This is a genomic window from bacterium, assembly GCA_021372535.1.
Taxonomy (GTDB): Bacteria; Latescibacterota; Latescibacteria; order Latescibacterales; family Latescibacteraceae; genus JAFGMP01.
This window is the reverse complement of record JAJFUH010000220.1, coordinates 22,850-48,701: the sequence shown is the minus strand read 5'-3', so window position 1 is coordinate 48,701 and position 25,852 is coordinate 22,850. Positions and strand designations below refer to the sequence as shown.

Annotated in this window: 9 protein-coding genes; 6 read left to right on the top strand and 3 right to left on the bottom strand. The window is 51.1% G+C overall.

What is annotated here, in order from left to right:
* Positions 1-63: 63 nt before the first annotated feature.
* The gene (locus LLG96_19235; GenBank protein MCE5252339.1) at positions 64-13,431 is read right to left on the bottom strand and encodes an InlB B-repeat-containing protein; all 13,368 of its coding nucleotides are present in this window, start codon (positions 13,429-13,431) and stop codon (positions 64-66) included.
* Between the two features lie 625 nt (positions 13,432-14,056).
* Entirely contained in the window at positions 14,057-15,007 is a 951-nt protein-coding gene (locus tag LLG96_19230) for a DUF523 and DUF1722 domain-containing protein (GenBank protein MCE5252338.1), read from the bottom strand.
* A 623-nt stretch (positions 15,008-15,630) separates the two neighbouring features.
* Between LLG96_19230 and LLG96_19225 the strand changes: the two genes are divergently transcribed.
* The 6 genes from LLG96_19225 to LLG96_19200 all read left to right on the top strand — a co-directional run bounded on the left by LLG96_19225 (position 15,631) and on the right by LLG96_19200 (position 24,465).
* Positions 15,631-16,809 carry a KamA family radical SAM protein gene (locus LLG96_19225; protein ID MCE5252337.1) on the top strand — a complete coding sequence of 393 codons (1,179 nt, stop codon included), beginning with the start codon at positions 15,631-15,633 and terminating at the stop codon, positions 16,807-16,809.
* Between the two features lie 279 nt (positions 16,810-17,088).
* Positions 17,089-19,329 carry a redoxin domain-containing protein gene (locus tag LLG96_19220; protein ID MCE5252336.1) on the top strand — a complete coding sequence of 747 codons (2,241 nt, stop codon included), beginning with the start codon at positions 17,089-17,091 and terminating at the stop codon, positions 19,327-19,329.
* A gap of 105 nt (positions 19,330-19,434) precedes the next feature.
* The gene (locus LLG96_19215) at positions 19,435-20,646 is read left to right on the top strand and encodes a methyltransferase (protein MCE5252335.1); all 1,212 of its coding nucleotides are present in this window, start codon (positions 19,435-19,437) and stop codon (positions 20,644-20,646) included.
* Between the two features lie 78 nt (positions 20,647-20,724).
* Positions 20,725-21,171, top strand: coding sequence for a C-GCAxxG-C-C family protein (locus tag LLG96_19210; GenBank protein ID MCE5252334.1), 447 nt, complete (start codon positions 20,725-20,727; stop codon positions 21,169-21,171).
* A 390-nt stretch (positions 21,172-21,561) separates the two neighbouring features.
* Positions 21,562-22,266, top strand: a complete 705-nt coding sequence (locus tag LLG96_19205; GenBank protein ID MCE5252333.1) for a 4Fe-4S binding protein — start codon at positions 21,562-21,564, stop codon at positions 22,264-22,266.
* Positions 22,267-22,434: 168 nt separating this feature from the next.
* Positions 22,435-24,465 carry a tetratricopeptide repeat protein gene (locus LLG96_19200; GenBank protein ID MCE5252332.1) on the top strand — a complete coding sequence of 677 codons (2,031 nt, stop codon included), beginning with the start codon at positions 22,435-22,437 and terminating at the stop codon, positions 24,463-24,465.
* 232 nt (positions 24,466-24,697) lie between these two features.
* Here LLG96_19200 and LLG96_19195 read toward each other — a convergent pair whose 3' ends face one another.
* Positions 24,698-25,621, bottom strand: a complete 924-nt coding sequence (locus LLG96_19195; protein MCE5252331.1) for a TIGR01212 family radical SAM protein — start codon at positions 25,619-25,621, stop codon at positions 24,698-24,700.
* Between the last annotated feature and the right edge of the window lie 231 nt (positions 25,622-25,852).

Here is a 25,852-nt window from a genome sequence, read left to right as displayed (position 1 = left end):
CGATCCGGCGGTTTCAATACTGTAACCTCTGACAGTTATAAATATTCCCTGTTAATTCCGATCCTATTTGACAAGGAGCAGTTTCTTCGTAGCGATGAAATTGCCTGCTTCAAATGAATAGAAATATATCCCGCTCGGCATACCGGAAGCATCCCACAAAGCAGAATAAGTTCCCGGAGACACATATTCATCTTTCAGTACTTTCACCTGCTGGCCCGAAACATTGTATATGGTCAGTTTAACCTTCGTTTCCTCCGTAAGGGCATAGGTAATGGTTGTAAAGCCGTTGAACGGATTCGGGCTGTTCTGGAAAAGAGTCGTTGCGGCCGGTTTTTCAACCGCTTTTTCCCTGGTATATGCAGATGCTCCCGAAATAACTTCGGGCTCGCCGTGAATTCTCACTTTATACCGGATGGTGAGATTTCCGTTGTCGTTGTCCCTGTCGTCAAGCGAAATCGAGGCAATTGTCACGGGAATCCCTGATGTCGCCGTGGTCGGTTCCAGGCGCGCGGCAGCGAATTCACCCGAACCGTCCGCTAATACCCGTGTAAGAGCGACACCCTTGCCGTCCCCATCCCAGTAATCGGAACCCGAAATCGATGTAATCCGGTCGGAGGCGAGCTCGATGCTCACATAGGAAAGGCTCCGGTCGCTCATCAGCCTGATATTCCCGTCGCTGTCGGGAACGATGGTGATGAATGACAGAAAATCTCCATCGGGAATGGCCGTTTTGAGAGCGACAGCCGGTTTTCCGAACGGGTTGAGCGTCTGCCAGTTCCACATCCATGCAAATACGGACAGATCCTCGTAATCCAGCCTGCCGTCAGGGATAACCTGCAGATCGGGAATTTCACCGCTGGTCGGTGCTATTTCACGCGTAAGGTCCCCGTTCTCCCATGCATCGACAAATATCCGGAGGTCTTCGCCGTCAATATAGAGATCGTTGTTGTAGTCTCCGACATAATTCGTTACGGTGAATATCTTTGTCTGGGTCACCTCTCCCCTGCCGTACGTATTGAAGGGTATGAGCCGTAATATCAGATTCTTTTTATAGACATAGCCCATGTCCGCAAAAGACGACCATGTGACTGTCACTTTCTGCCCGCTCGGGATGAACGGTAAATCGATTGTGGCCGGCTGCTCGATATTGTCGATAACATATGATACGATGAGTCCTGTCGAATCGCTGCCCGCATCGCTTGAAAGAACACCGATCGAAACATTTCCCGATTGCGTGCCCAATATATCGTCGACCGTAAGAACCGGAGGCCTGTATATCGTGAAGGTCGTATCGCTCACATCGAACACGAGATTGTTCTCGGGATTGCTGATACGAATACGGCACAGCGTGGACTGAATCTGCGGGAGAGTCCATGTAGTGTAATTTTCGTCGGCCGCAATACTGTCGACGATTTTCTCCCATGATGCCCCCTCGTTGGTGGTATATTCGATCATCACGGCGGCGAGATTCTTAGCTATCCATGCGATGTCGAACGAACCTCCGGCCATTATTTTTTCTCCGCCATTCGGAGAAAGCACCTCGATTTTCGGAAGAGGAGACGGCTTGACCGGTATCATGAAGGTTTTCTCGGCGAATAATCCGCCTTCATCCGTCACTCTGATGATAATCGTCACTTCCTCAGCCACATCAAATGTACCCGGCTTTCCGGACAGCCCTCCTCCGGTGGGATCGATCTCAAGCCATTTCGGTGCGCTCACGAGCTCGAACAGGTGTGTGTCGTTCCTGTCGGGATCGAGTATATCGACCTTTGCCTCGTAAGGTAAATCCTCGAATCCATCCGGCAGTTTCTCGGTCACTATCTCCGGAGGATCGTTGACATTGATCACCGTGAACATGAACTCGCGGTTGTCGGTCAATCCCTGGGCATCCTTCACCTCGATGGTGACCGTGACACTGTCCGCGATATCATCGCTGCCCGGAATTCCCGAAAGTGCTCCGGTCTCGGAGTTTATAGCGAGCCAGCCGGGACCCTGAACGAGCGAAAATGCCAGTGTGTCGCCCTGATCCGGGTCATCAGCAGCAATCCCCGCGGAATATTCCTGTCCCTCGGTGGCATCGGGCAGAGACGCGGTCGTTATACGGGGTGGATCGTTGACATTGACCACTTTGATCATGAACGTTTTTTCTTCGGTCAAACCGCCGCTGTCTCTCACTCCGACAGTCACCAGCACACTGTCTGCGGCATCTCCGTTGCCCGGTGTACCCGATAATTCTCCCGTTTCGGAATTCAGGGTCATCCAGCCCGGGCCTCCCGGCATAATGAATGTAAGCGTATCACCTTCGTCAGGATCGGTTGCGGCCAGGAGAGCCGTATAGAGCTCGTTCTGTCTGGCATCCGGTAACGATTCGTTGGTCAGCGAAGGAGGATTATTCACATTCTCCACGGTTATCGTAAAGGTCTTGTCGGCTTTGAGTCCTCCGCTGTCCGTTACACCGACGGAAACGGTCACACTGTCGGCAATATCACTCTGAGACGGTGTTCCCGACAGTTCTCCCGTGGCATCGTTGATCGACATCCAGCCGGGACCGCTCAGGAGTTCGAACGCAAAACTGTCACCAACATCGGGGTCTTCGACCGTGATCTGAGCCGAGTACGGGATCCCTTTCTGTGCATTGGGCAGTTCCGTTGTGGTTATTACCGGCGCTGTGCCGCCTTCGAGCACTTTAAGACTGAATGAAGCTTCGCTCGAGCTTCCCTTCGAATCCGTCGCCTGAACGGTAACGGTATAGTCTCCTGCCATGGTGAAATCCGGTGTCCAGCTTATCCCGCCCGTTTCGGATATCGTCATCCCCTCCGGTGCTTCGTTCAATGAGTATGTTATTGCATCGCCTTCGACATCGACCGCCGAAACCTGGAGCGTGAACTGCTCTCCCTCCCTGACGGTGCCACCGGCCAGTTCACCGATAACAGGGGGATCGTTTGTATTGTTGACAGTGATAACGAAGGATCTATCGCAACTTAATCCCGGATTGCCGTTGTCGGTTGAGCGAACACGGATCGAATAGGTATTCTGTGTCTCGTAATCGAGTTTTGACGTCGTGACCAGCGAGGAACCGCTGATCGAAAAACTGCCGTTGTCGGTATCGCCTTCTCCGTTTACGAATGAATAGGTATGAATGTCTGCTGAATTGACATCGGTGGTCGAAAAAGTGCCGACCTCCGTTCCAGCATCTTTGTTTTCATCCACAGAAGTGCTCGACAGCGAAATATCGGTCGGCGCTTCATTCACATTCATGGAGAAGATTCCCGTGCTCGAGGCCGTTCCGCCTGCGGTTGTCACCGATATCGTACCGGTGGAACCGCTGCCCACCTGGGCTGTTATCTGTGTATCGGAATCAACCACGAAGCTCGCCGCCTGTGTACCGCCGAACGATACATCGGTCACACCCTTGAAGTTCGATCCGCTGATGGTAACCCAGGTCCCGGGTCCGCCGGATCCCGGAGAAAATCCTGCGATACTCGGAATCTCCACAACAGGGATGAGAACGAAATTTGCGGTAATGGTGAGGTCGGACATGACATTGGTGATGGTGAGCGGGTTGGCAGCGCCGGTATAATCTCCGCTCCATCCGGCAAAATAGTATCCTGTTCCCGGAATCGCGGAAACTTCGGAGCAGTTTGAACCGTTTGTCACCGTCTGAGATGTACTGCCGCTGATGGACCCGAAACCGTTCGTTGAGAATGTCACTGACCATGTATTCGAGAAGTTTGCGGTAATAGTCAAATCCGAGGTAACATTCGATATGGTGAGCGGATTATCGGTACCGTTATACGAACCGCTCCAGCCGGTGAATCGATACCCGTTTGAAGGCACTGCGGTAACCATGGAACAATTCGATCCGTTCGTTACCGTCTGGGTGGTGTTGCCGGTGAGAGTCCCTCCGCCGCTCGATGAAAATGTCACTGTCCAGACGTTCGAGAAATTGGCGAAGACGGTCATATCCGAGGTGACATTTGACAAGGTGAGCGGGTTGTCGGAGCCTGTATAGTCTCCGGTCCATCCGGTAAAGCGATAACCGTTGGCAGGCACTGCGGTAACCGCCGAACAACTTCCGCCCTTTATGACCGTCTGGGAAGTCTGACCGGAAAGCGAACCGTTGGAGCCCGACGAGAACGTAACCGTGTAGGCCGAATGGCCGAAATTAGCCGTGATGGTCATATCCGAAGTGACATTCGATATGATAAGCGGGTTGGCGGCGCCTGTAAAATCTCCGCTCCAGCCGATAAAATCATACCCTTCTGCTGGAATTGCGGTGACTTCGGTACAGCTCCCGCCCTTTTTAACTGTCTGGGCAGTCTGTCCGGTGAGAGAGCCGTTGGCGCCCGCCGAGAAAGACACCGTGTAAACAGGCTGGCCGAAATTCGCCGTGATGGTCATATCCGAAGTGACATTCGACAGGGTGAGCGGGTTGGCAGCGCCCGTATAATCGCCTGTCCAGCCGATAAAATCATACCCTTCCGCGGGTACCGCGGTGACTTCGGTAGAGCTTTCACCCTTCTTGACCGTCTGGGTGGTATTCCCCGTAATACTTCCATTGGCGCCCTCAGAGAAGCTCACCGTATAGACAGGGAGCGCGAAATTAGCCGTGATGGTCATATCCCTGGTGATATTCGACAGGGCGAGCGGGTTGTCTTTACCCGTGTAATCACCGGACCAGCCGGTAAATTCATACCCTTCCGCGGGTACCGCGGTGACTTCGGTGCAGTTTTCACCCTTGCCGACTGTCTGTGTCGTATTACCGGTAAGGGAACCATTTGCGCCCGCAGAGAAGCTCACCGTATAGACAGGGAGCGCGAAATTAGCCGTGATGGTCATGTCACGGGTTACATTCGACAGGACGAGCGGGTTGTCTTTACCCGTGTAGTCACCAGACCAGCCGGTGAATTCATACCCATCCGCCGGTAACGCGGTGACTTCGGTACAGCTTTCACCCTTGCCGACAGTCTGTGTCGTATTGCCGGTAAGGGAACCATTGGAGCCCGCAGAGAAAGTCACCGTAAAAGAGGGAAGACCAAAAAGCGCGGTGATGGACATATCCTTTGAGACATTGGCGATGAGGAGAGGATTCCCGGTACCCTCGAAATCGCCTGTCCAGCCCAAGAACTGGTAACCCGTATCCGGTACGGCAGTCACCATGGTGCAGCTCTGCCCGCTGATCACCTCCTGAGAGGTCGAACCTTCTATCTTCCCATTGCCGCCGGAAGAGAAGGAGACAGTGTATGTATTGGAAAAATTAGCGGTTACACTTATATTTGATGACACTCCCGAGACGGAAAGCGGATTGCTGCTGCTTGTTACATCGCCTGTCCAGCCCGTAAAATGATATCCTGCGTCGGGAATGGCGGTCACCGATGAGGTGCCTTGCCCTTGAACGACAAGCTGCGCGGTTTCACCCGAGAGTTTCCCGTGAGCTCCGGCAGAAAAGTGTACCACCCATGTGTTCGAGAAAACTGCGGTAATGGTCATGTCCTCGGTTACTTGCTGTACGGTAATCGGATTGTTGGGACTGGTGATGCTGCCCGTCCATCCGATGAAATGATACCCGCTCGCGGGAACAGCGGTTACCGGTGAACAATCCCCGCCATGCGGAATTCCCTGGGGCGTTACACCCTGGATTGTACCATGCCCGTCCGTTGTGAAGGTCACGGCGTGCAGGGCGGTTTCGAAGTTTGCGGTAATTGTCATGTTTTGGGTGACATTCGTGACCGTCAGAGGGTTGTTCGAGCCGGTATAATCGCCAGTCCAGCCTGCGAACTGGTACCCTGATTCCGTAACGGCGGTCACCGGTGTGCAACTCCCCCCGGAAATAACCGTCTGCGTCGTCGTTCCGGTGAGATGGCCATGCGGTCCTGAGGTAAACGTTACCGTGTACTGGGTCCCCACCTTTACATATGCCGTATCTCTCTGGGCGCTGAATGGCGTCGAGCCGCCGGTGACTGACGCATTGCCTGTCTGGCCGACTGTACCCGCACTCTTATCCCAGGCGCGGAACAGAAACCATGTCGTACCGGTATAGTTTGTATTGGGCACAAACCTTATTTTATTCGTCGTGCTGCTTATTGCAACACCGTCGAGCAACCGGGCAAGATTTGCAAAAGATGCGATCGTCCCGATCGCTGCTGAAAAATTATTCCATGTGCTGCCATCATCGAGGGAATATTCCCATCTTCCGTTCCTGTTATCCACCGAAGTAACCGCAATAGCCTCCACAGCCCCCTCTACATCGGTGATAGAACCGTCAACGACAATCTGGGCGACAGTATTTCCCGGATTATTAACAGCGCCCTGGGCGATAGGTGTCATAACCGGGGTTCGATCAACAAGCAGTACGGGGGCATTATTCTGAACGAATTGTGCGGTGATGGTCATGTTCGTCGAGACATCGGCGATGGTCAGCGGATTCTCCGTTCCCGTATAATCTCCGGTCCATCCGCTGAACAGATACCCGGCGCCGGGAACCGCCGTTACAGGAGTCGTGGTGCCGCCGGGGGGAATAATCTGGGGTGTTGTCCCGGAGATGGTGCCTCCCGTGGCGGCGTTGAAAATAATTGTATAGTCCGCTGTAATTTCTCCGGCGGAAGCTTCATAAGCCCCGATATCGTATCCTCCGCCCTGGGGGCGATAATAATTTCGCTGATCGACTGTGAGTACTACGCCGCCGATACCCTCGCTGTTACCCGCATCGATAGCGGGACATCCCTGCAGCAGCTTATGCGTTTTGGTCGGGCCGCCGTTATCCTCGAGCGGACCGAGATTGGGGCTTGCCGTTCCGATTACGATATCGGTGGCATCGCCGGTCGGGCTTCCTGAAGTCACACCGATAAGGCAATACCCCATCGATATCATAGTGCCATTGATCAGTGCACAGTCATTGGGAGAAACCTCGACGGTGTTGCCGGCTATGATGGTATTCCGGTACTGCGTCAAGGCTATTTTAGTGCCGGACGACCCCCATTCCTGGCAGATTCCTCCACCGGCAATAGCGGCGGAATTATTGGTGATTGTAGCAAAATTGATGGTAACACGGGCATCGGAACCGTTGTATTCACTGTAGTTCATGATGCCGCCGCCCTTGTCGGAAGCCACATTCCCGCTGATGGTGCTGTTGTTGATAACGACAACCGAACCCGCCGAGAGGGTAGTATCCAGGTTCATAATACCGGCTCCCTGGTAGGCGGAATTATTGGCAATTGTGGAAGAGCATATGGTTACAATACCGGGTGGACTGTTAAAGATGCCTCCGCCGGTACCGGATGGCAGAGAGTTATCGTGTATGGAGGATTTCTGTACCACCAGAACGCCGCTGTTTGCGATTCCGGCGCCGTATCCTTCGCTGGGGGCTGTGCAGTTTTTGATCTCGCAATTGGTAAGAGTCAGAGAACCCTGATTATATATTCCGGCGCCATAGCTGCCGGAAGAATTCCCGTTCGAAATAATCAATCCGCTGATGGCCACGGTTACACCGGTGTCCACTTTAAAAACGCGGGATGTATTGTTTCCGCTGATCTCCAGATTGGGCGCGGCACTGCCATCGATGATAAGATTTTGAGTAATGAAAAGTTGACCTGTTGTCAATGTTATTACATGATTCGCAAGGGAGCTGTCAAACACGATATACCCATTGGGAGGAACATAGGTTATTGCATGCCTCAGCGACCCGCAGCCGTCATCCATATCGTTTGTTACCGTGTAAATTCCATAGGCAAAATCGGCTGTGATAATCATATCGGATAACACATTAGTTACCACAAGAGGATTGTTGGTCTTATAAAAATCATCTCCCGACCAGTTGGAGAAAACATAGAATTCATCGGGAATAGCGGTAACCGGCGTCGTGCTCCCGCCATCGGAAACATATTGAACGAGAGTTCCTGTAATATGGCCGTTTGGTCCTGCCACGAAAGTTACCGTATGGAGCTCAGCTTCCACAGCACCGATATCGTGGGCTGCTCCCTGGGGACGGGCAAAAAATCGCTGATCGACCGTGAATTCTGTTCCGCCGATACCCTGGCTGTTACCTGCATTGATGGCGAGACACCCGGACAGCGGTTTGTGTGTCTTGGTCGGGCCTCCGTTATCGTCGAGCGGGCCGAGGTTGGGGTCTGCCGTTCCGATGACAATATCGGTTGCATCGCCGGTCACATCTCCGGTGGTCTCACCGATGAGGCAGTACCCTCGCGATATCATGGTGCCATTGGACTGAGCACAGTCATTGGGGCCAGCTTCGCCGTTGTTTCCCGCTATAATGGTGTCCCGGTACTCGATTTCGGCGGTTTTCGTACCCTGAACACCCCAGTCCTGATAGAGGCCGCCACCGATGCTCCCGGCGGAATTGTCGGTGATCGTCGCAAAATTGATCGCAACATGCGCATTGGCATCCTGGCAATCACTGTAGTTCATTATTCCGCCGCCATAAGAGGATGCATTGTTTCCACTTATGGTGCTGTTGTTAATGGTTGTGATGGCCGAGGACTCGATATTCGTTTCCCAGTTCATGATACCGCCGCCGCGCTGGGCGGAATTACCGCAGATTGTGGAAAAGTTTACGGTGAGATTCCCGAGGTGCTCGTTAAAAATACCCCCGCCGTCACCATTCCCCACGTTGTTTCCGCTTATGGTGCATTTCTGCACCACCAGATCGCCCCTGTTGCAGATACCACCGCCGAAACCATTGATGTTGGTGCAGTCTTTTACCGTGCAATCCGAGAGGATGAGCGAGCCTTCGTTCAGGATTCCCGCACCGAAGCCTCCTTCCAGATATCCGCCATTGATAGTCAGCCCTGTGATGGTTGCGCTTACACCGCTGATCACTTTAAATATACGGATAGGCTCATAAACGTTGATCGAAAGATTCGGCGCCGCCGTACCGTTGATCGTAAGGTTTTTGTTAATGACGAGTTCATCAGTTGTCAGCGTTATCACCTGACCCGCCAGGCCACTGTCGAACATAATAACAGCACCAGGCGGGGCAATGGCTATTGTATTCCGCAGCGATCCGGCACCATCATCATAATCGTTTGTCACCGTAAGAGTATTGGATACAAAGTTGGCCGTGATATTCATATCGGATGTTACATCGGTGACTGCGAGGGGATTTGAGGTTTTATACAGACCATCTCCCGTCCAGTCGGAGAACAGATAATTTTCATCGGGCACTGCGGTTACCGAAGTCGTACTCCCCCCATCAATAACCTGCTGCACGAGCGTACCGTCAATGTGGCCGTTCGGTCCCGCCACGAATGTCACCGTATGAACCGCAGCTTCCACAGCACCGATATCGTTGGATGCTCCCTGGGGACGAGCCACGCCGCGCTGATCGTTTGGGACCGGATTACCTTCGCTGTCCGTTCCGGCACCTGCATTGACGGCAAGGCAGCCGCTTTCCAATGCATGGGTAAAGGTCGGGCCGCCGTTGTCTGCAAGGGGGGCAAGCAAAGGATCGTCGGCGCCGATGTTTATGTCGCCGGTTCCTCCGGTGAAGTCGACTGTTGCGCCGACCAGACAGTACCCGAGCGACTGAGTGGTACACGTTGCCTGCGGAGAATTGAGGCAATCGGCGCCGGTCGGAGCGGTATTCCCCGCGAGGATGGTGTTTTTGAGCATGACCTCGCACAACTGGTCGTCACCGGTATAATCGTTCACATACACACCACCGCCTTCAACAGTCGCGCTGTTTTCTGTGATAGTACAGTTGTTGAAGAGCGTTTTTGCATGCGCATTCACGTTGTCATGAGCCCAGTTGAAAAGCGCACCACCCTGGCATGAGACCGTGTTGCCGCTCAGCGTGCTGTTATAAACTTCGATGGTTGACACTGAAGCCGATGTATCATTGAATGCCGTATTGTACAGAGCGCCGCCCTTGTATGCCGAGTTTCCGCTGATGGTCGAGTTCGTTATGAGAGCGGAGCCGGACCTGACATAGATTCCACCACCGTACCCGCTCGTTGTCCCGGCGTTGTTGGAGGAAATCGTGCAGTTCTCCACCATGAGGTCACCGTCGGAGTTGCAGATTCCCGCACCGAAATTGTTGTCGGTGGTATTGCCGGAAACGACACAGGCAGAGAGTGTCAGCTTGCCCTGGCTCCAAATCCCGCCGCCGGCATTTATTCCCGCATTGCCGTTTGTTATTGTCATGAGGTTGATGGTGACATCTCCGTTCGGGCCTATAAAGAATATCCGGCTCGTATTGTTGCCGGAGATGGTGAGGTCATCGATGCCCGGACCGTGGATCGTGAGTTTTTTATTGATAGCGAGCTGGCCGGATGTCAGCGTGATTGTCCCCATCACACCGGCATCGAAGAGGATCGTTTCGCCCGAATTGGCGGTGAGAATCGCCTGACGGAGGGAACCTGTACCGCTGTCGTCGGTATTCATAACAGTGCATGCGTCATTGAAATTGGCAGTGACCACCATGTTGTTATCGACATTGGTGATGGTAAGGGGATTGGTGATTGTGGTAACATCACCCGTCCATCCGGTGAAATGGTTGCCCGGATCGGCCACCGCGGTAACCGGCGTCGTGGAACCTTCAAATTCGACATTCTGGGAGAGCGTGCCGGTTATCGATCCATTCCCCATGATGGTGAAGTCCACTGTAAACGTATTCTTGGAGAAATGGGCGACGATATTCATGTCTTGGATGACATTGGTGAGAATGAGGGGAAAATCAGTCTCCGATCCGGTATGGTCGCCGGTCCACCCGGAGAAATGATACCCGTAATCGGGATCCGGTGACACCGACGTTGTTACACCGTTGTAAACAACATATTGTGTGGAATCCGCAAGAACTTCCCCATGACCTGTGGTAGTGAATTTCACCGTTAAAGGAGTACTGTTGATACGGGCGATCGTGAAGTCCGTGTATGTCGTTCCCTGATCGGAAAAACCGACAGCGATGATTCTATGATTGGAATCGAGCGCGATGGCGGTACAGTCATCAACAAAATCACCACCGGTTGATAAGTCCGGGAATGTAAAACCAGTTACATAACTGTCACCAAACTCGCTGCAAATGGACCCGTTGCTGTTGAAGCACCCGACCGCAAAATCCCATCCATTATAATTTCCTCCAACGACGATTTTCCCGTTCGTATCGATGAGGACATCTTCAATAAAAATATCCTCACCGGTATCAAGCACATTTATCCCTTCGTCAGCGAATGTCTCGTCCAGTGTGCCATCGCTCAAAAACCTCATAATGACTATATTCAAAAAATTCTCTGCGGCTTTCGCAGCTTTAGCGGCATTCGGGGCTCTCGGAGTTCTCGGAGCACGAGGAGCACGAGGAACTTGTGCAATCTTACACATTCCTTGAGTAGTATCCATCAATCCGGCCGCTACGATTTTACCGTCGGGCTGAAGGGCAACTCCATTCGCTATAGTTGCAAACGGACCGGGTGTGATAATGACCTTTCCGTCTTCATTGGAACCGAATGTGGTATCCAGCACACCTCCGGCGGTAAATCGAACGAGGAAAAAATTCGGCACAATCCCATTGATGATACCACCGGACAACACGATTTTATCATCCGGCTGTATGACCATATCATACACCATGGCGGAATATGACATGCCGTTTTCATCATAAGCCATCCCTCCGTCGCCAAACGTCTCATCAAGACTGCCATCGGTATTCAACCGGATAACCAATACAAAGTAATCCCCGTCATCGGAGGCTGTGGTTCCAACCACGATTTTACCGTCGGATTGTAATCCGACACCGGCTATGTAAACCGGTACTCCCGGATCCTGTTCCACTCTCCCGTTGATCCCAAAACCGATATCCGGAGAGCCGTCCTCATTGAAACGCGAAATGACGAGCGGACCGCCTACTTCTTCAGTCGAACCCACCAGAATAATTTTATGGTCGGGCTGTATTACAACTTTTTCATTTGCCGTCCATGTATATCCTGGTATTGTGACCTTGACGGTGCCATTGGAACCGAATGACGTATCGAGGGAGCCGTTTGAATTATATCGGACAAGACCCGCGGACGAACCGTTGCTTCCGGAAACGACGATTTTTCCGTCATACTGAACGGCTACCCCGAATGCACAGTCATTCTGGTGAACCAACGGAAAGTCGACTGCCTGATAACTGCTCCCGCTGCCAAAATCGTAATCGGGACTGCCATCGGCCGTTATTCGGGTAACGACGAGATCGGGATTACCGTAAACGATACTGGTGCCGACAATGACTATTCTATCGAATATATCAAGAGACATGCCGTTCGCAGTGTCATCGAATCCCGCAATATCGGCAATCAAATAACCATCGGGATCGTTAAACGTCGTGTCCAGCCCGTTATCGATATCGGCCTGATAACGTATTACGGCAAAATCGGAACCTGCCGTACCGGAAACAATTATTTTCCCATCGGTCTGAAATGCGACGCCGTTTCCCTGTTCATCGTCGCCCAAATCCTTTGTCACAAGATGAACACCGTCGGAATCTATCACGGCAATGGCAAAATCCAGATCGGTACCGTTATCGGTGGTGCCGGTAACAACAATGCAAGTATTTGTTGAATTATAGGATACTGCATACCCGATGTCGTCATTGTTCGAGTTGAAATCGCAGGTCAATATGCCATCTGAATCGAAATCAGAGTCGAGATCTCCGCTAGTATCCAAACAGATCAGCGCGAGATCGCTGTCTGTGCCGTTACCGGCAGAACCTGTCACCAAAATTGAATAATCGATAGCATTGATGGTAATTCCAAATGCTTTATCATCATAACCCGAATCATTAATATCAAATGTAGACTTACCGGTGATGTTGAAGCTGGTATCCAAATTGCCGAAGGGGAAGGTATATTTTGCCACGGCAAAATCGTAATTACCATTTACATTGGTATAGCCGGCGACCAGAATCCCCCCATCGTCATAAGAAATACCGACAGCACAGGCGCTGTCATCCGTGCCTCCAAAATCGGTGGTAACAACACCGCCATTGCCAAAATTTGTTTCAGGGGCACCCAAATAATCGTAACAGGCCACCACGAAATCATTTTCGCCCCCGTCATCAGTAGAACCGACGACAATATAGTATTCTCCCTCGGCAGATAATAAATTGAGAGCTTTGGCTTCACCAGTGATAGGTGTTATTACTATTCCAGCATCTCCGAAGGCGGGATCCAGAACACCGGTTGAATCGAAGCGCGCGAGGGCTATGGTGCCATTGACCGTAGCGGCAACGATGACTTTCCCCTCCGAGTTACAAACCACAGCTTTGCCGTATTCTGCCGAAAACTGGTTCAGATCGGTGTAAGTTCTGCCCAACGATCCAAATGATTCGTCGAGTGTGCCGGGTATTGCACCTGCCGGCATCATATCGCCAAAAACGCCTGAACAGAAAAAGAGGAAACCACATATCAGGAGGAGTATGTTTTTAACACGGAGTTTCATTAACAATGTCCAATGAAGAAATAAAATGAACGGAGAGAAAATATAATATGTATGACTTTCCTATTCTAAAACGAATATCGGCATAAAGCAACACATTTCTATCGTAATATGAAGTAATACAATTGAATTTATATCAAAACAACTGTTTGATAATGTGATGCCAATCACAAAAAAGGAAAATCATTTTCATGAGATTATTAACATCTTGTATTATTTAATAGTTGTTTATAAAAAAATACGGATATATTTTTGTGAATACGCATTTTTTAATCATTTGAATAAGCGATATGTAAAAAAAGTATCTTGTTATCGCACTTTATAATCGTGGTGAAAAACACCATACGTCAGGATATAAGCTGTTAAAGGTCGGCACAAATTGACGATTTACATGCTTTTGACAGCAAAAAAATAACACATTTCGTCATAGAGTGTGTGAAAAAAATACTTTTTCATCGCCCCCTTATATATTGCTCCGGTGAATAAACAGTGACATCGGAGACGTCATGCCGAACTTGTTTCGGCATCTATTCCAAATATGAGTAGCATTATTTATTCGCCGAAGTAATAACAATCGGTTTTTAAGCGGCGCGTGATACAGAAAAAAATCGGCGGCAGAGCTTACCTGTCAGACATGGGTGCGAAGCATAAGCTCGATTGGATTGGGATTGAGATAATACTGGATTTTCAGGTAAGGCTGATCGTATTTCCCGACATAGTGATTGACGAGAGTGACCGGTACGACGAGGGGAAGACATTCCCTGCCGTATTTATCGATTATGTCGGCGAGTTCCCGTTTTTCATCATGGGTAAGCCGCTTTTTGAAATATCCCATGAGATGGTGAAGAACGTTGACGTTTTTCCTTACGGTAGCTTTGAGATCGAGTGCTGTGGATAACAGCGCGATATACGAAGAGCAGAGCTCATCAATATTACAGTTCATACCCGAGGCTGTCAGTTTCCCGAGCTCACGGAGAATCAGGGGGCTGTGAGACATGATGAGCATTTTGTGCCGGGTGTGAAAATCTATCAGACCGGCTGGAGTCTTATCCCGGGAAAGCATCTCGCGCCACCGTCTGTAAACGAAAATCCGCTCAATAAAATGCTCCCTCAGGATCGGGTCATGGAGACAGCTCTCTTCCACAGCGGGCAGAAGCGGATAATGATCCATAAACATCCGCGCCCAGACTCCGGTACCGGTGTGAGCAGTAATTCCCGGGCTGTTATAAACCCTGATACGCGCCATACCGCACGACGGCGACCTGCTTTTGAATATATATCCGTACAGATATTCTTTTTCGATTCCGGAGAGCCGAAATTTTCCCCATGACGCCATCTGCACGGTATGGTCTGTCCCGGTCCGACAGGTCACAAGACGCGGATCAGTGGGGTCGCCGGTGAGTTGCATCGTTTCACGTGGAACCGGAAGGCCGCACCCGACTTCCGGACAGACCGGAACAAACTCCATGTACCTCCCGAGCGTGTCCGTAATAAAGCAATCATGCTTGTGGCCGCCGTCATACCGGACTTTTTCACCGAGAAGACAGGCGCTGACGCCGATTTTTATTTTTTCCGTCATGGTGCATTCCCTGCTGGCATCGACTCACTGTATATCATAACCGGGTGCATGAAAAAACTTTTTCACTATCCGCTCCATTAACATAAATACTCCGGATAAAATCACCAATAGTTCGTTTAGGGTATATGAATGGTACATGGTGAATTCCATAGGGGAGAAAGCAGCCGAAAATGAAAACATCACTTTTACCGACACCGAAACCGGCCGGGCATAATCCGCCTGAAGATTCATACTCATAACAATCCGGTCCGGAATACTGTAAACCATGAGTCGGGCAGTAATTATCCTGCATGGAATTTCATATGAAAATATGGGATTTTTATGAAATAAAAAATTGCATAACAAGCCATTCGATATTATACTGTAAACAGAGAAAAAAATAATCCGGTTGAATACCATATCATATACTGCCGCGACAGTGTGGGAATTTCATCCGAATTGCGGTTTTATGGTATTTTCTTCGTATAAGTGTATTATGCGTATTAATTTATTCTAATGATATAACCCGCTGGCAATTCTTCCACTTAGTCTGGATATATTCCAAGGTTTATGTCTTTCCGCGTGGCGCTCGATAGGGCTTCTGTGGCTTTATTTGAGGTGTATGTTCTTTGAAAGGAGACCTTATGATCAAACCCACGTATATTTCCCGTCTCGATAAGGTTGCCGGTCTGTCCGGAAGAGAACAGATCGAGCTTCAGGATGTGTGCGGATTCCACGCATTCCGGGCGAACGATTACTATCTTTCCCTCATAGACTGGGACGATCCCGGAGATCCCATCCGCAGAATCATCATTCCCGACCTCGCCGAACTGGAACCGTGGGGGCAGCTCGATGCTTCGAACGAGAAGCACTATACGATGGTGCCGGGTCTTGAGCACAAGTACGAGCACACAGCCCTTCTCCTTGTCAACAACGTCTGCGGCGGATACTGCCGGTTCTGCTTCCGGAAACGTATCTTCATGAATGACAATGATGAAACGATTCGCGACATCTCGGAAGCGCTGAAGTATATCCGTGCTCACCAGGAACTCAACAATATTCTTATCACGGGCGGCGATCCGCTTGTTCTCTCCACTGACAGGCTCGGGGGCATTATCAGCCGGCTCCGCGAAATCGACCATGTCCGGGTCATACGGATAGGCACCAAGATGCCCGCGTTCAATCCTTTCAGGATTTTGCATGATCCCTCGCTGCCTGAAATGCTTTCGAAGTACAGTACTCCCTCCAGAAAAATCTACATGATCGTCCATTTCAATCATCCCCGCGAATTGACCGATGCTGCGGTACAGGCGCTTCACACAATACACAGGGCCGGAGTCGTTACCGCCAATCAGACACCGATTATCAGTGGTCTCAATGATTCCTCGGAAGTACTCGCGGAACTGCTCGATAAACTCTCATATATCGGGGTTCCGCCCTACTATGTGTTCCAGTGCCGCCCGACACAGGGCAACAGGCATCTATCTGTCCCTGTGGAACGTGCCTACGAGATCCACGAACAGGCGAAAATGCGCTGTTCGGGACTTGCCAAGCGGTCACGGTTCGTGATGTCCCACAGCCTGGGGAAAATCGAGGTGCTTGGTCTGACGGAAGCTCATGTCGTATTCAAATTCCACCGCGCTGCACATTATGACAAGAAAGCCCGAATTGTCATTTACAGGCGAAATCCCCATGCGTACTGGTACGATGATTACCGCGAAAAAATCGAAGATTATCTGCTTGAAAATCCGTTTCATGTATCCGATGCGGAACTGGAAACCTGCCCTTCTATCAATGATTCCGGTCTCCTGGCAGTGGAGTAAAAGGCTTGAAATACGTCCCAGATCTTCGTACACACCATGCATTCCGGATAAGAGTCTGCGGCTGTGTTTCTTCCATGCTGGCAACCCCGATGCTGAAAAATCCTGACATGAAGTGCTGATTTACATGTCTTTTACTGCAATAAAACTATATATTTCATCATCGGGCGCGTAAAAACACTTTTTCACAGTCCACGTGATGTTCCTTGTGTTATCCGGCCGGTTGTATTACCGGGGAAACGATATCGCTCGAAGCTCATACACTATTAAAAGGTTACCGAAATGAGAACACCTGTGATTTGCATCGTTCTGGGATTGTTTTCGGTCCTACTGTGCTCTGTGGCTGCTTATGCGCAGCCCGGCACTACGACAGCCTGTGCCATTCCTCTGAAGGGAATCACCATCGATGGTAAACTGAATGACTGGCCGGACGGCATGGTACGGTATCCTATCCTTCACCACGGCCAGGCGTATGGTACGACCGACATCGATAACGCCGACCTGACCTCGTCGGCCGATTTGTCCCCCGTGTTCATGATCGGATACAGCGCGGAAGAGAACCTGCTATATGTGGCAGTGCTGGTCCGCGATGACATCGTTCAGACCGGCTTCGGTCCGAACCGGACGGATGGCTGCGAGATATACATCGAGGGCACGAAACGGTATAAAAAACATTCTGCTTCATTCCGGCAGTTCACCGCGGAAACCATGGCAGCGCTCCAGTATATCATGTGCCCGCCCGGAGGCGACTACGGTGCTGGAAACTCACTTAATCCCGATCTGGCAGGTGGAGATATAACCATAACGGGAACACGGTGCGCGTATGTACGGACAGGCGATATTTCCGTCTACGAATGGGCGATACAGGCCTACGACAGTTTCCCGGCCAGACCCTCCATCCTTGTGCCGGGGAAAACGATCGGAATGGATGTGGTGGTCGCGGACAAGGACAGTGAAGATGACAATGCGGCTTGGGTAAGCTGGGGGCCGTATGCGCCGTTGAAATTCTTCAATGGCGATATGCTCGGCAGCGTACTCCTCGTCGGGAAGGCCGGAGATGCGGGAACTGTCACGGGATCTGTCACGAACAAGAGTGACCACGGGGCAATCCCCGGATTCGATTTCAGGATTTACCAGGAAAAAGAATGGCTTGGAAATGTCAGGGCCGACAGTACCGGACGTTATACGGTCATGCTGCCTCGGGGAAAATATGTTCTCAAGCCCGGGAGCGGTCATGGCTTCGATCCTGATTATGCCATGAAAATCACCGTTAAATCCGGGAAAACCGCAGTCCGGGATTATTCCCCGAAACCTCTCGTTCTTCCGGATATTCTGAAAAAATCGATTGCCGCATACGAATCTCTCAGGAGCTACCGTGATACAACGTTGGTCAGTTTCGACGTTATACGACCCGCCGGAAACATCGCACAGACCGTACCGTTTCTGTTCGCGAGCGAACGGTCGAACCAGTATAAGATAGAGAGTCCGGAACAATCATTTGCCGGTTTTGCTTCGCTTGTCTGTGACGGTAACTATCAGATCAGGTGCATCGGAAGATGGAACCAGATGATGATACAGGACGCTCCCGCGGAACTCTCGATCTCCAATTTGCAGATGCCCGATAGAATAGTGGGCGGGAGCATGATTGTACAGCTTCTGGCGGCAAGCGATAATCCGTTGGACGATTTTATAAAGAACATCGGCACGGTATCCCGGGTGAGCGAGGAGATGCTGGACGGCAAATCCACAACGGTTGTCGAGTTGACCATACCATGCGGATCGTATTCCCCGGCGCTGATTCCCGTAACAATAACCGGTGATATCCCGATCAGTTTCAGAGTATGGATAGGGAACGAGGATTTTCTCATACGAAAAGCATCGGTCAGGCTCGATATGGAAAAACTGTGCGAAGGTCTTCCCGAAAGTCAGCGTAAGGAAATGAAAGGGATAAAGGTAACCATGACGGATATACATTCCGATATCGTTACCAATCCGGTTTTTCCGAAAGGGATGTTTTCGCTTGAAACGTTTCAGGGAGCGGAACAGGTCGATTCGTTCGGCCCGCGGAAAGATTCCCAGCCCGAAGTGGTAGACCTGAACGGCCGCGAAGCTCCCGAATTCGCGCTCAACGATGTCAATGGGGATAATGTGACGCTGTCCGGTCTGAAGGGCAACGTCGTGGTACTGTGCTTCTTTGCCACATGGTCGGAACCGTGTGTTGAAGCCATGCCTCTTGTTCAGAGCCTCCATGAAAAATATGGCACGAAAGGTGTCCGTGTCGTGGGAATCGATACCATGGAGCGCGAGGAAGCGGAAACGGTGAAAACGTTTCTCGGCGGACACGGTATAACCTGCCGTGTTCTCCTCGATTCGGATGAAATCGTAATGGAACAATACGGCCTGCAAAAAATCCCGGCATTTTTCATCATCGACACAAAGGGGATCGTTCGGTATACGCATATGGGAAAACCGTCCGATGAAGCCCTTCCGGACAGACAGGTGGAAGAACTGCTCGCCGAGTAATCTTGTCGCAATCTGGCTGTTCCGAATAAAGCTGGAAAATGGTCGGAAATATCCCTATACTGATCAATGGCCAGAAATATGGTATTATAAAAAAAAGAGGATACCATGACACCGCGTGAACGGGTGGTCGCGACACTCAAACACCGTGAACCCGACAAAATTCCCCTCGATATCGGCGGCATCGAATCCTCGGGCATCACAGGCATCGCATACAACAGGCTGAGGGAGCATCTCGGTCTCGGGTACGGCAGTACACCGATATTCGACGTTTACCAGCAGATAACCAAAATCGAGGATGATGTCCGCCGTGTTTTGAAACCCGACACCATTCCGCTGCTCATCGAGCCGGTGTCGTGGAAATCCTCAATTCTTCCCGATGGTTCTCCGTGCTCCGTCCCCTCGAAATGGAATCCGGTGAAGGACAGCGCGGATAATCTGGTTGTGCGGAATGAGCATGGAACGGTTACAGCCCGCATGCCTTCCGGGGGTTACTATTTCGAATCGGTTCATGCCCCGCTCGCGGATATATCCGATCCTGCCGGACTGAACGCATTCGCCCGTGATATAGAGTCGTCCGACTGGCCCTTTTACGCGGATGAAACCCTCGATTCTATCGGGATGCGGGCGCAACGGCTGTTTGAGGAAACCGATCTCGCCATTGTGGCCAATCTCCAGCTCCACCTTCTCGCCGCGGGACAGCAGCTGCGGGGCTACGAGACGTTCATGATGGATCTTCTGCTCAACAAACCCCTCGTCCATGGGCTCTTCGATATGCTCACCGATGCGTACATCGGGCGGTGTGAACGGTATCTCGACCGTGTCGGCACCCTCGTGCAGGTGGTGCTCCTCAACGACGATCTCGGCACGCAGAACGGGCCGATGATTTCCCCGGACTGCTACCGCGAGATGTTGTGGCCGTACCAGAAACGTCTCTTCGGCTTCATTAAAGGAAAGACCGGCGCATCGATCTTGTTTCATTCGTGCGGCGCGGTCTCGGAATTTATTCCGTTCCTCATCGAGGCGGGTGTCGATTCCCTCAACCCGGTACAGGTGTCCGCCGCGGGTATGGATACCGCGCTCCTGAAAAAACGTTTCGGGGGTGACATCACGTTCTGGGGCGGCGGCTGCGACACTCAGCGTGTTCTGAGGAGCGGGTCGGCATCTCAGATACGGGAGGAGGTCGAGCGGCGTGTCGGTGACCTCGCTCCGGGCGGCGGATTCGTGTTCACGCAGGTTCACAATATCCAGCCCGATGTCCCGCCGGAAAACATAGTTGCGATGATTGAAGCCTTCGAACGCTGTCGGGCATATGCATAACACCTGTTATAACAATAACCACACCGGCCATGTCGGGACGTTTTCATTTCCCGGCGCCATGGTCAGCGGAGACTGATAATGAACAGAGTCGAGCGGGCGGTATCATGCTTTAACGAAGGATTTTCGTGTTCCCAGTCTGTTTTCTCGACATATGCGGAACATCTGGGGATTGACCGTGAAACAGCCCTCAGGCTCGCCGGGGGCCTCGGAGGAGGCATGGGACGCATGGGAGAAACATGCGGAGCGCTCACCGGTGCAGTGCTTGTCATCGGGCTGGTATACGGTTCCACGGAAAGCGGAGAGAATGAAGCAAAAATTAAAACATATTCCCTGGTACAGGAGGCTTTTAAACGGTTCGGGGCCCGCTGCGGCAGTGTAAACTGCAGGGATTTGCTCGGCAGCGACATATGTTCTCCGGAAAACCGTGCACAAGTGAGAGATCAGGGGCTCTTCGGTACTGTCTGTCCCAAATGTGTGAGGGATGCCGCCGAAATACTCGAAGAAATCGTGGAGCTGCCTTCATAATCCGGCTTTATCCGAAAAAAATCAACTATTGCTTCGGCGATTAAACAGTGATATCGGATGACGTCATGCCGAACTTGTTTCGGCATCTATTCCTGCTATTGGTATCATTATTTATCCGCCGGAGCAATAATATAACCACAGAGACACGGAGAACACAGAGAAAAGCCCTGTATCTGTTTGAAAATGCTTTTCACCCTTCATTGCGGCCATTCATGGTTTGAAGGTTATCATACAAATTTTATAAAAATTGACATAAAGTTAATATTATCCTGATTAATTATTAATCGATCACAATAAAATAAAGAAATATAAAATAAATCCGCGAAAATCCGCGTTCTATTGAATTGTATGCATAGATCGAATCAAATCGTTACATGAAAGAGTACAAAGATGACAGATATCACTGCCGCGACAGAATCGCTCCTCCTCGATGAGGGGGCTTCTCTTGTCGGTTTTGCCGATATCCGCGAACTGCCGTCCGATATCCGCCAGGGGATGGACTATGCGGTATCGATAGCTCTCGCTCTCGACCCGGTAATTATTCGCGGTATCGCGGACGGGCCAACGGCGCCTTACTATGAGGAGTACTGCAGGGCCAACCGTTTTTTATCACGACTGGTGAAACGCACCGCCGATTTTCTCCGTGAAAAAGGATGCCGTGCCCATGCAATTGAACCCACAGTCGAGGCTCTTGACGATGATACACTGGCGACGCCGCTACCGCACAAAACCGTTGCCACACGCGCCGGACTGGGTTCGATAGGGAAATCGGCGCTTCTGGTAACCGAGCGGTTCGGAACAGCGGTCAGGCTTACCACCGTGCTCTGCGATTACCCGTTTGAAACCGGAACGCCGGTGAACACCTCACGGTGCGGAAACTGCCATGAATGCGTGACACACTGCCCGGCCCGGGCCATCTCCGGGAACCACTGGGAAGCCGGTATCGAACGTGCGCTCATATGTGACGCTTTCGCCTGCTGTAAAACCGCCCGTGATCTGTCGGCGAAAATCGGCATAAAGGCAACCATCTGCGGAATCTGCATTCATGTCTGCCCGTGGACACAAAAGTATATAAAAACAAGCAACAGCCGGTAAAGGAAGTATTCAACCCGGAAACAGAGGATTACATTTTCCGACATACTGTTCTGTATGATCGATGTATGAAACCATGAAGAAAAGTATTTGAATATATTCCTGTGAAATTGTATACTGTGCTGTATACCGATTTAAACGGGGCACGGTCACGGATATGGTTTTCACGTGATGAATGTAAAAACTCACATATGGTTCATACTCGCGGGTCTGCTCTATCTCCTGCTGCATGTCCTGGCCGTATACAGCTCTTCGGCGCTTTTGTGGGGAGTTGACGGCTGGAGATATGCGAATCCGGCAATACTGTCCGTATTCCTGGCAATCTGCTTTCTCTCTGTTATGCCCCCAATCCGGCAGTTCCTGAAATCCCGCGCCATAAAGCTCAGCGGCTCTCTCGCCCATGTTCCTTTTCTCGTCTGGATTCCCGCAGCAGCCGTACTATTGTATGTTTTTCGCGAGAGAACGCTGTTTCTCGGCGACGGGTACCTGCGGGCGGGAATCCTTGCACCCAACCGGTTGATTTTCCTGTTCGAGGAACCGCTCGATGCCCTTTTCCATTCAGCGGTATTCTGCGCGATACAGCCGTATGTGGGTGAAAGAGGAACGGAAATCTATCAGTGGACGAGCATTGTCATGGGATTGTTTGCCCTGTGGGGTGTGTACCATTATGGCCGCAGGCTGTTCGAAAAAAGTGGTCAACGATGGTTCATGGGAGGGCTTCTCGCATCATCGGGTGCCGTGCAGCTGTTTTTCGGATATGTCGAAAGTTACACCATTACCAATTGCTGCGCCCTTCTTTTCATACTCTCGGGTCTCGTCATGCTCAGGGAGGAAAAACTATCCATTATTCCTGCCATATTTCTCTCGCTGGCGATTATCTCGCATTCGATCGGGATTCTTCTTATCCCGGGAATTGTATATGCATATTACCGGGTCATCCGGGAAAACAGCGACAGCGCCAGGGCATACCTGTACATGATGAAACCGGCGGGGATATTTGTTCTGTTTATCGTATTGATCGTTTCGGTATTCTTCGCCGGGGGACATCCTCCCTCACAGTTTATCGGGAAATATCTCCACGGGAGTAATCTGCTCCCGTTTTTTACGAGCGGCGAGCTCTATGGAGTCTTCTCATGGTACCATCTCGCGGATGTTCTCAATGAGCTGGCGCTTATTGTCCCCGCATTGGTCGGGCTTGCTTTCCTCCTGCCCCGTATCAGGACGGTGCAGGTTTCGCGAGCTGCGATATTCAGCATGCTGTGCAGTATCGGGCCGGTTGTGTTCATGTGTCTTTTCAATCCGAAGCTCGGTTTTGCCCGCGACTGGGATATATTTTCCCTGGCCGGATTTCCGCTGACAGTTCTGTGCGGTATCCTGATTATCGAAACGACCGAATCCACGCATGAATCGCTGTTCGGTATGGCGTTTCCCCTAATCCTCGTGTCGCTTTTCCATACCGTACCCTGGATTTGGGTCAATGCATCCGAACAGCATTCCCTCGCCCGCTTTGAGCAAATTCTGGAAACTCCCTGGTGGCCGGATTCTTCACGGGGATATGCACACGACATGCTCGCGAGTTACTATTACAAGGCGGGAAACACCGAAAAAGCCATATTTCATAATGAAAAATCGTTTGATATTACCGACAACAAACGGGCATTCAAAAACGTCGTTCTATTGTATGTCGGCCTTGACGAGATCGATAAACTACGGGTGTTTATTCAGAAAGACAGTCTGAATCCCGAGGGTCATTACGGACTGGGTATGATCTATTTCGAAAAAAAGATGTTTGACCGCACCCGCGAAGAGTTGGAAAAAGCGCGCAGTCTCAATGCGGAACATCTGGAAATACCGTATCTCCTCGGAAGAACATATGCGGAACTGGGACGTTTCGAGGACAGCAGGAATGCGTATGAAGAAGCGCTCAAACACCCTCATGATACAGCCGTTCTTCATTCAATCCATAACGACCTCGGCTGTATCTATGCAAACCTGAACATGTGGGACGATGCCCGGAACGAATTTAACGAAGCGTTGAGTCTCAAACCGGACTATGGCGAAGCCTACCTCAACCTTGCAAAACTGTATTACCGGACACGGAACGATTCGCTGGCTGTGAAACACGCGGAGCTTGCCGGTAAATACGGCAGCCCGAAAGAGCTTGTCGATGCCCTGCTCGCCCGGTTATCATCACGGCGCTGATACAACCTGTCTCCGGCTTTTCATCCATCGTTGTGATCACGAGTGGTCATGAGAGTTATTCATGAAAATATTTTACCACAAAGACACCAAGATACAATGAAAACTATATAAAAAATCCACGTTCCATATATTTTTTTATGAACAAGTTGGGAAAAAAATCCACTCATATCCGGTTCAGTGAATAATCCTTCCGGACTGCATTTTCTCTGTAATCACCGGCAGACGAATCTGTTCATTCCCGTGCTTTCCCATATAAAATCCCCTGGCGGAGATTACGGTTTATCAGCGTATCGCGTATCGCCTTGAGATTTGCGGTTTTTTCAAGCGCCCAGAGGGGTGCGACGAGCTCGTTACGGTGCGGATCGCCGGTCAGCCGGTGAATAACCATATCAGGCGGCAGGAGCGCGAGAAAGCCGCAGAGAATGTCGATGTACTCATCCCGTGTGAGACACTGATATAGACCTTTTTCGTACATATCGTGCAGCGGCGTGTCACGGACGACATACAAGAGGTGAAGCTTGATTCCCTGTATGTTCATGGCGGCGACAGCCCGTGCGGTCGCGAGCATATCATCCTTCGTCTCCCCCGGAAGACCGAGAATGACATGGACGCATATATCGATACCCCGCTCTCGGGTACGTTCGACAGCATCTCGGAACGCCGCCGCGGTGTGCCCTCGGTTGATGAGTTCGAGCGTGCGGTCATGGATGCTCTGGAGCCCGTATTCGACCGTGATCCATGTTTTCCGGTTCATGCCGGCGAGAAGATCGAGAACCTCTTCTCCCGCACAGTCCGGTCTCGTGCCTGTCGCCAGCCCCACGATGTCGCCTGATCCGAGAGCTTCTTCATACATGGCCCTCAGTGTTTCGACAGGCGCGTAGGTATTGGAAAATGACTGAAAATAGGCGATGAACTTCTCCGCACCGTAGCGGCGGTGAAGAAAGGGTTTCGCCGAGGATATCTGCTCCGTGATCGAGGCATGGGCCGAGGCTCCCGTACCTGACCCCCGGGCATTGCAGTAGATACAGCCGCCGCGACCGACTGTGCCGTCACGGTTGGGACAGGTGAGCCCGGCATCGATGGTTATTCTCTGCACCCTGCATCCGAAACGGGCGCGCAGGAATGAGTTGAGGTCGTTGTAAAGGTGTTCCGGCATTGGAGAGGTATTACTACTTCTGTGTTTAAACTGTGACATCGGATAACGTCATGCCGAACTTGTTTCGGCATCTATTCCAAAAATTAGTATCATTATTTTTCACTGGAGCAATAACCCGAAAGAATCGGTCATTATCAACTTATTGCATTCAATATCAATATATTACCTGTGGTATGCGAACTGCCTGATCGTTCTGCATATTGACTTACGGCACAATAAAGAGTACTTTAC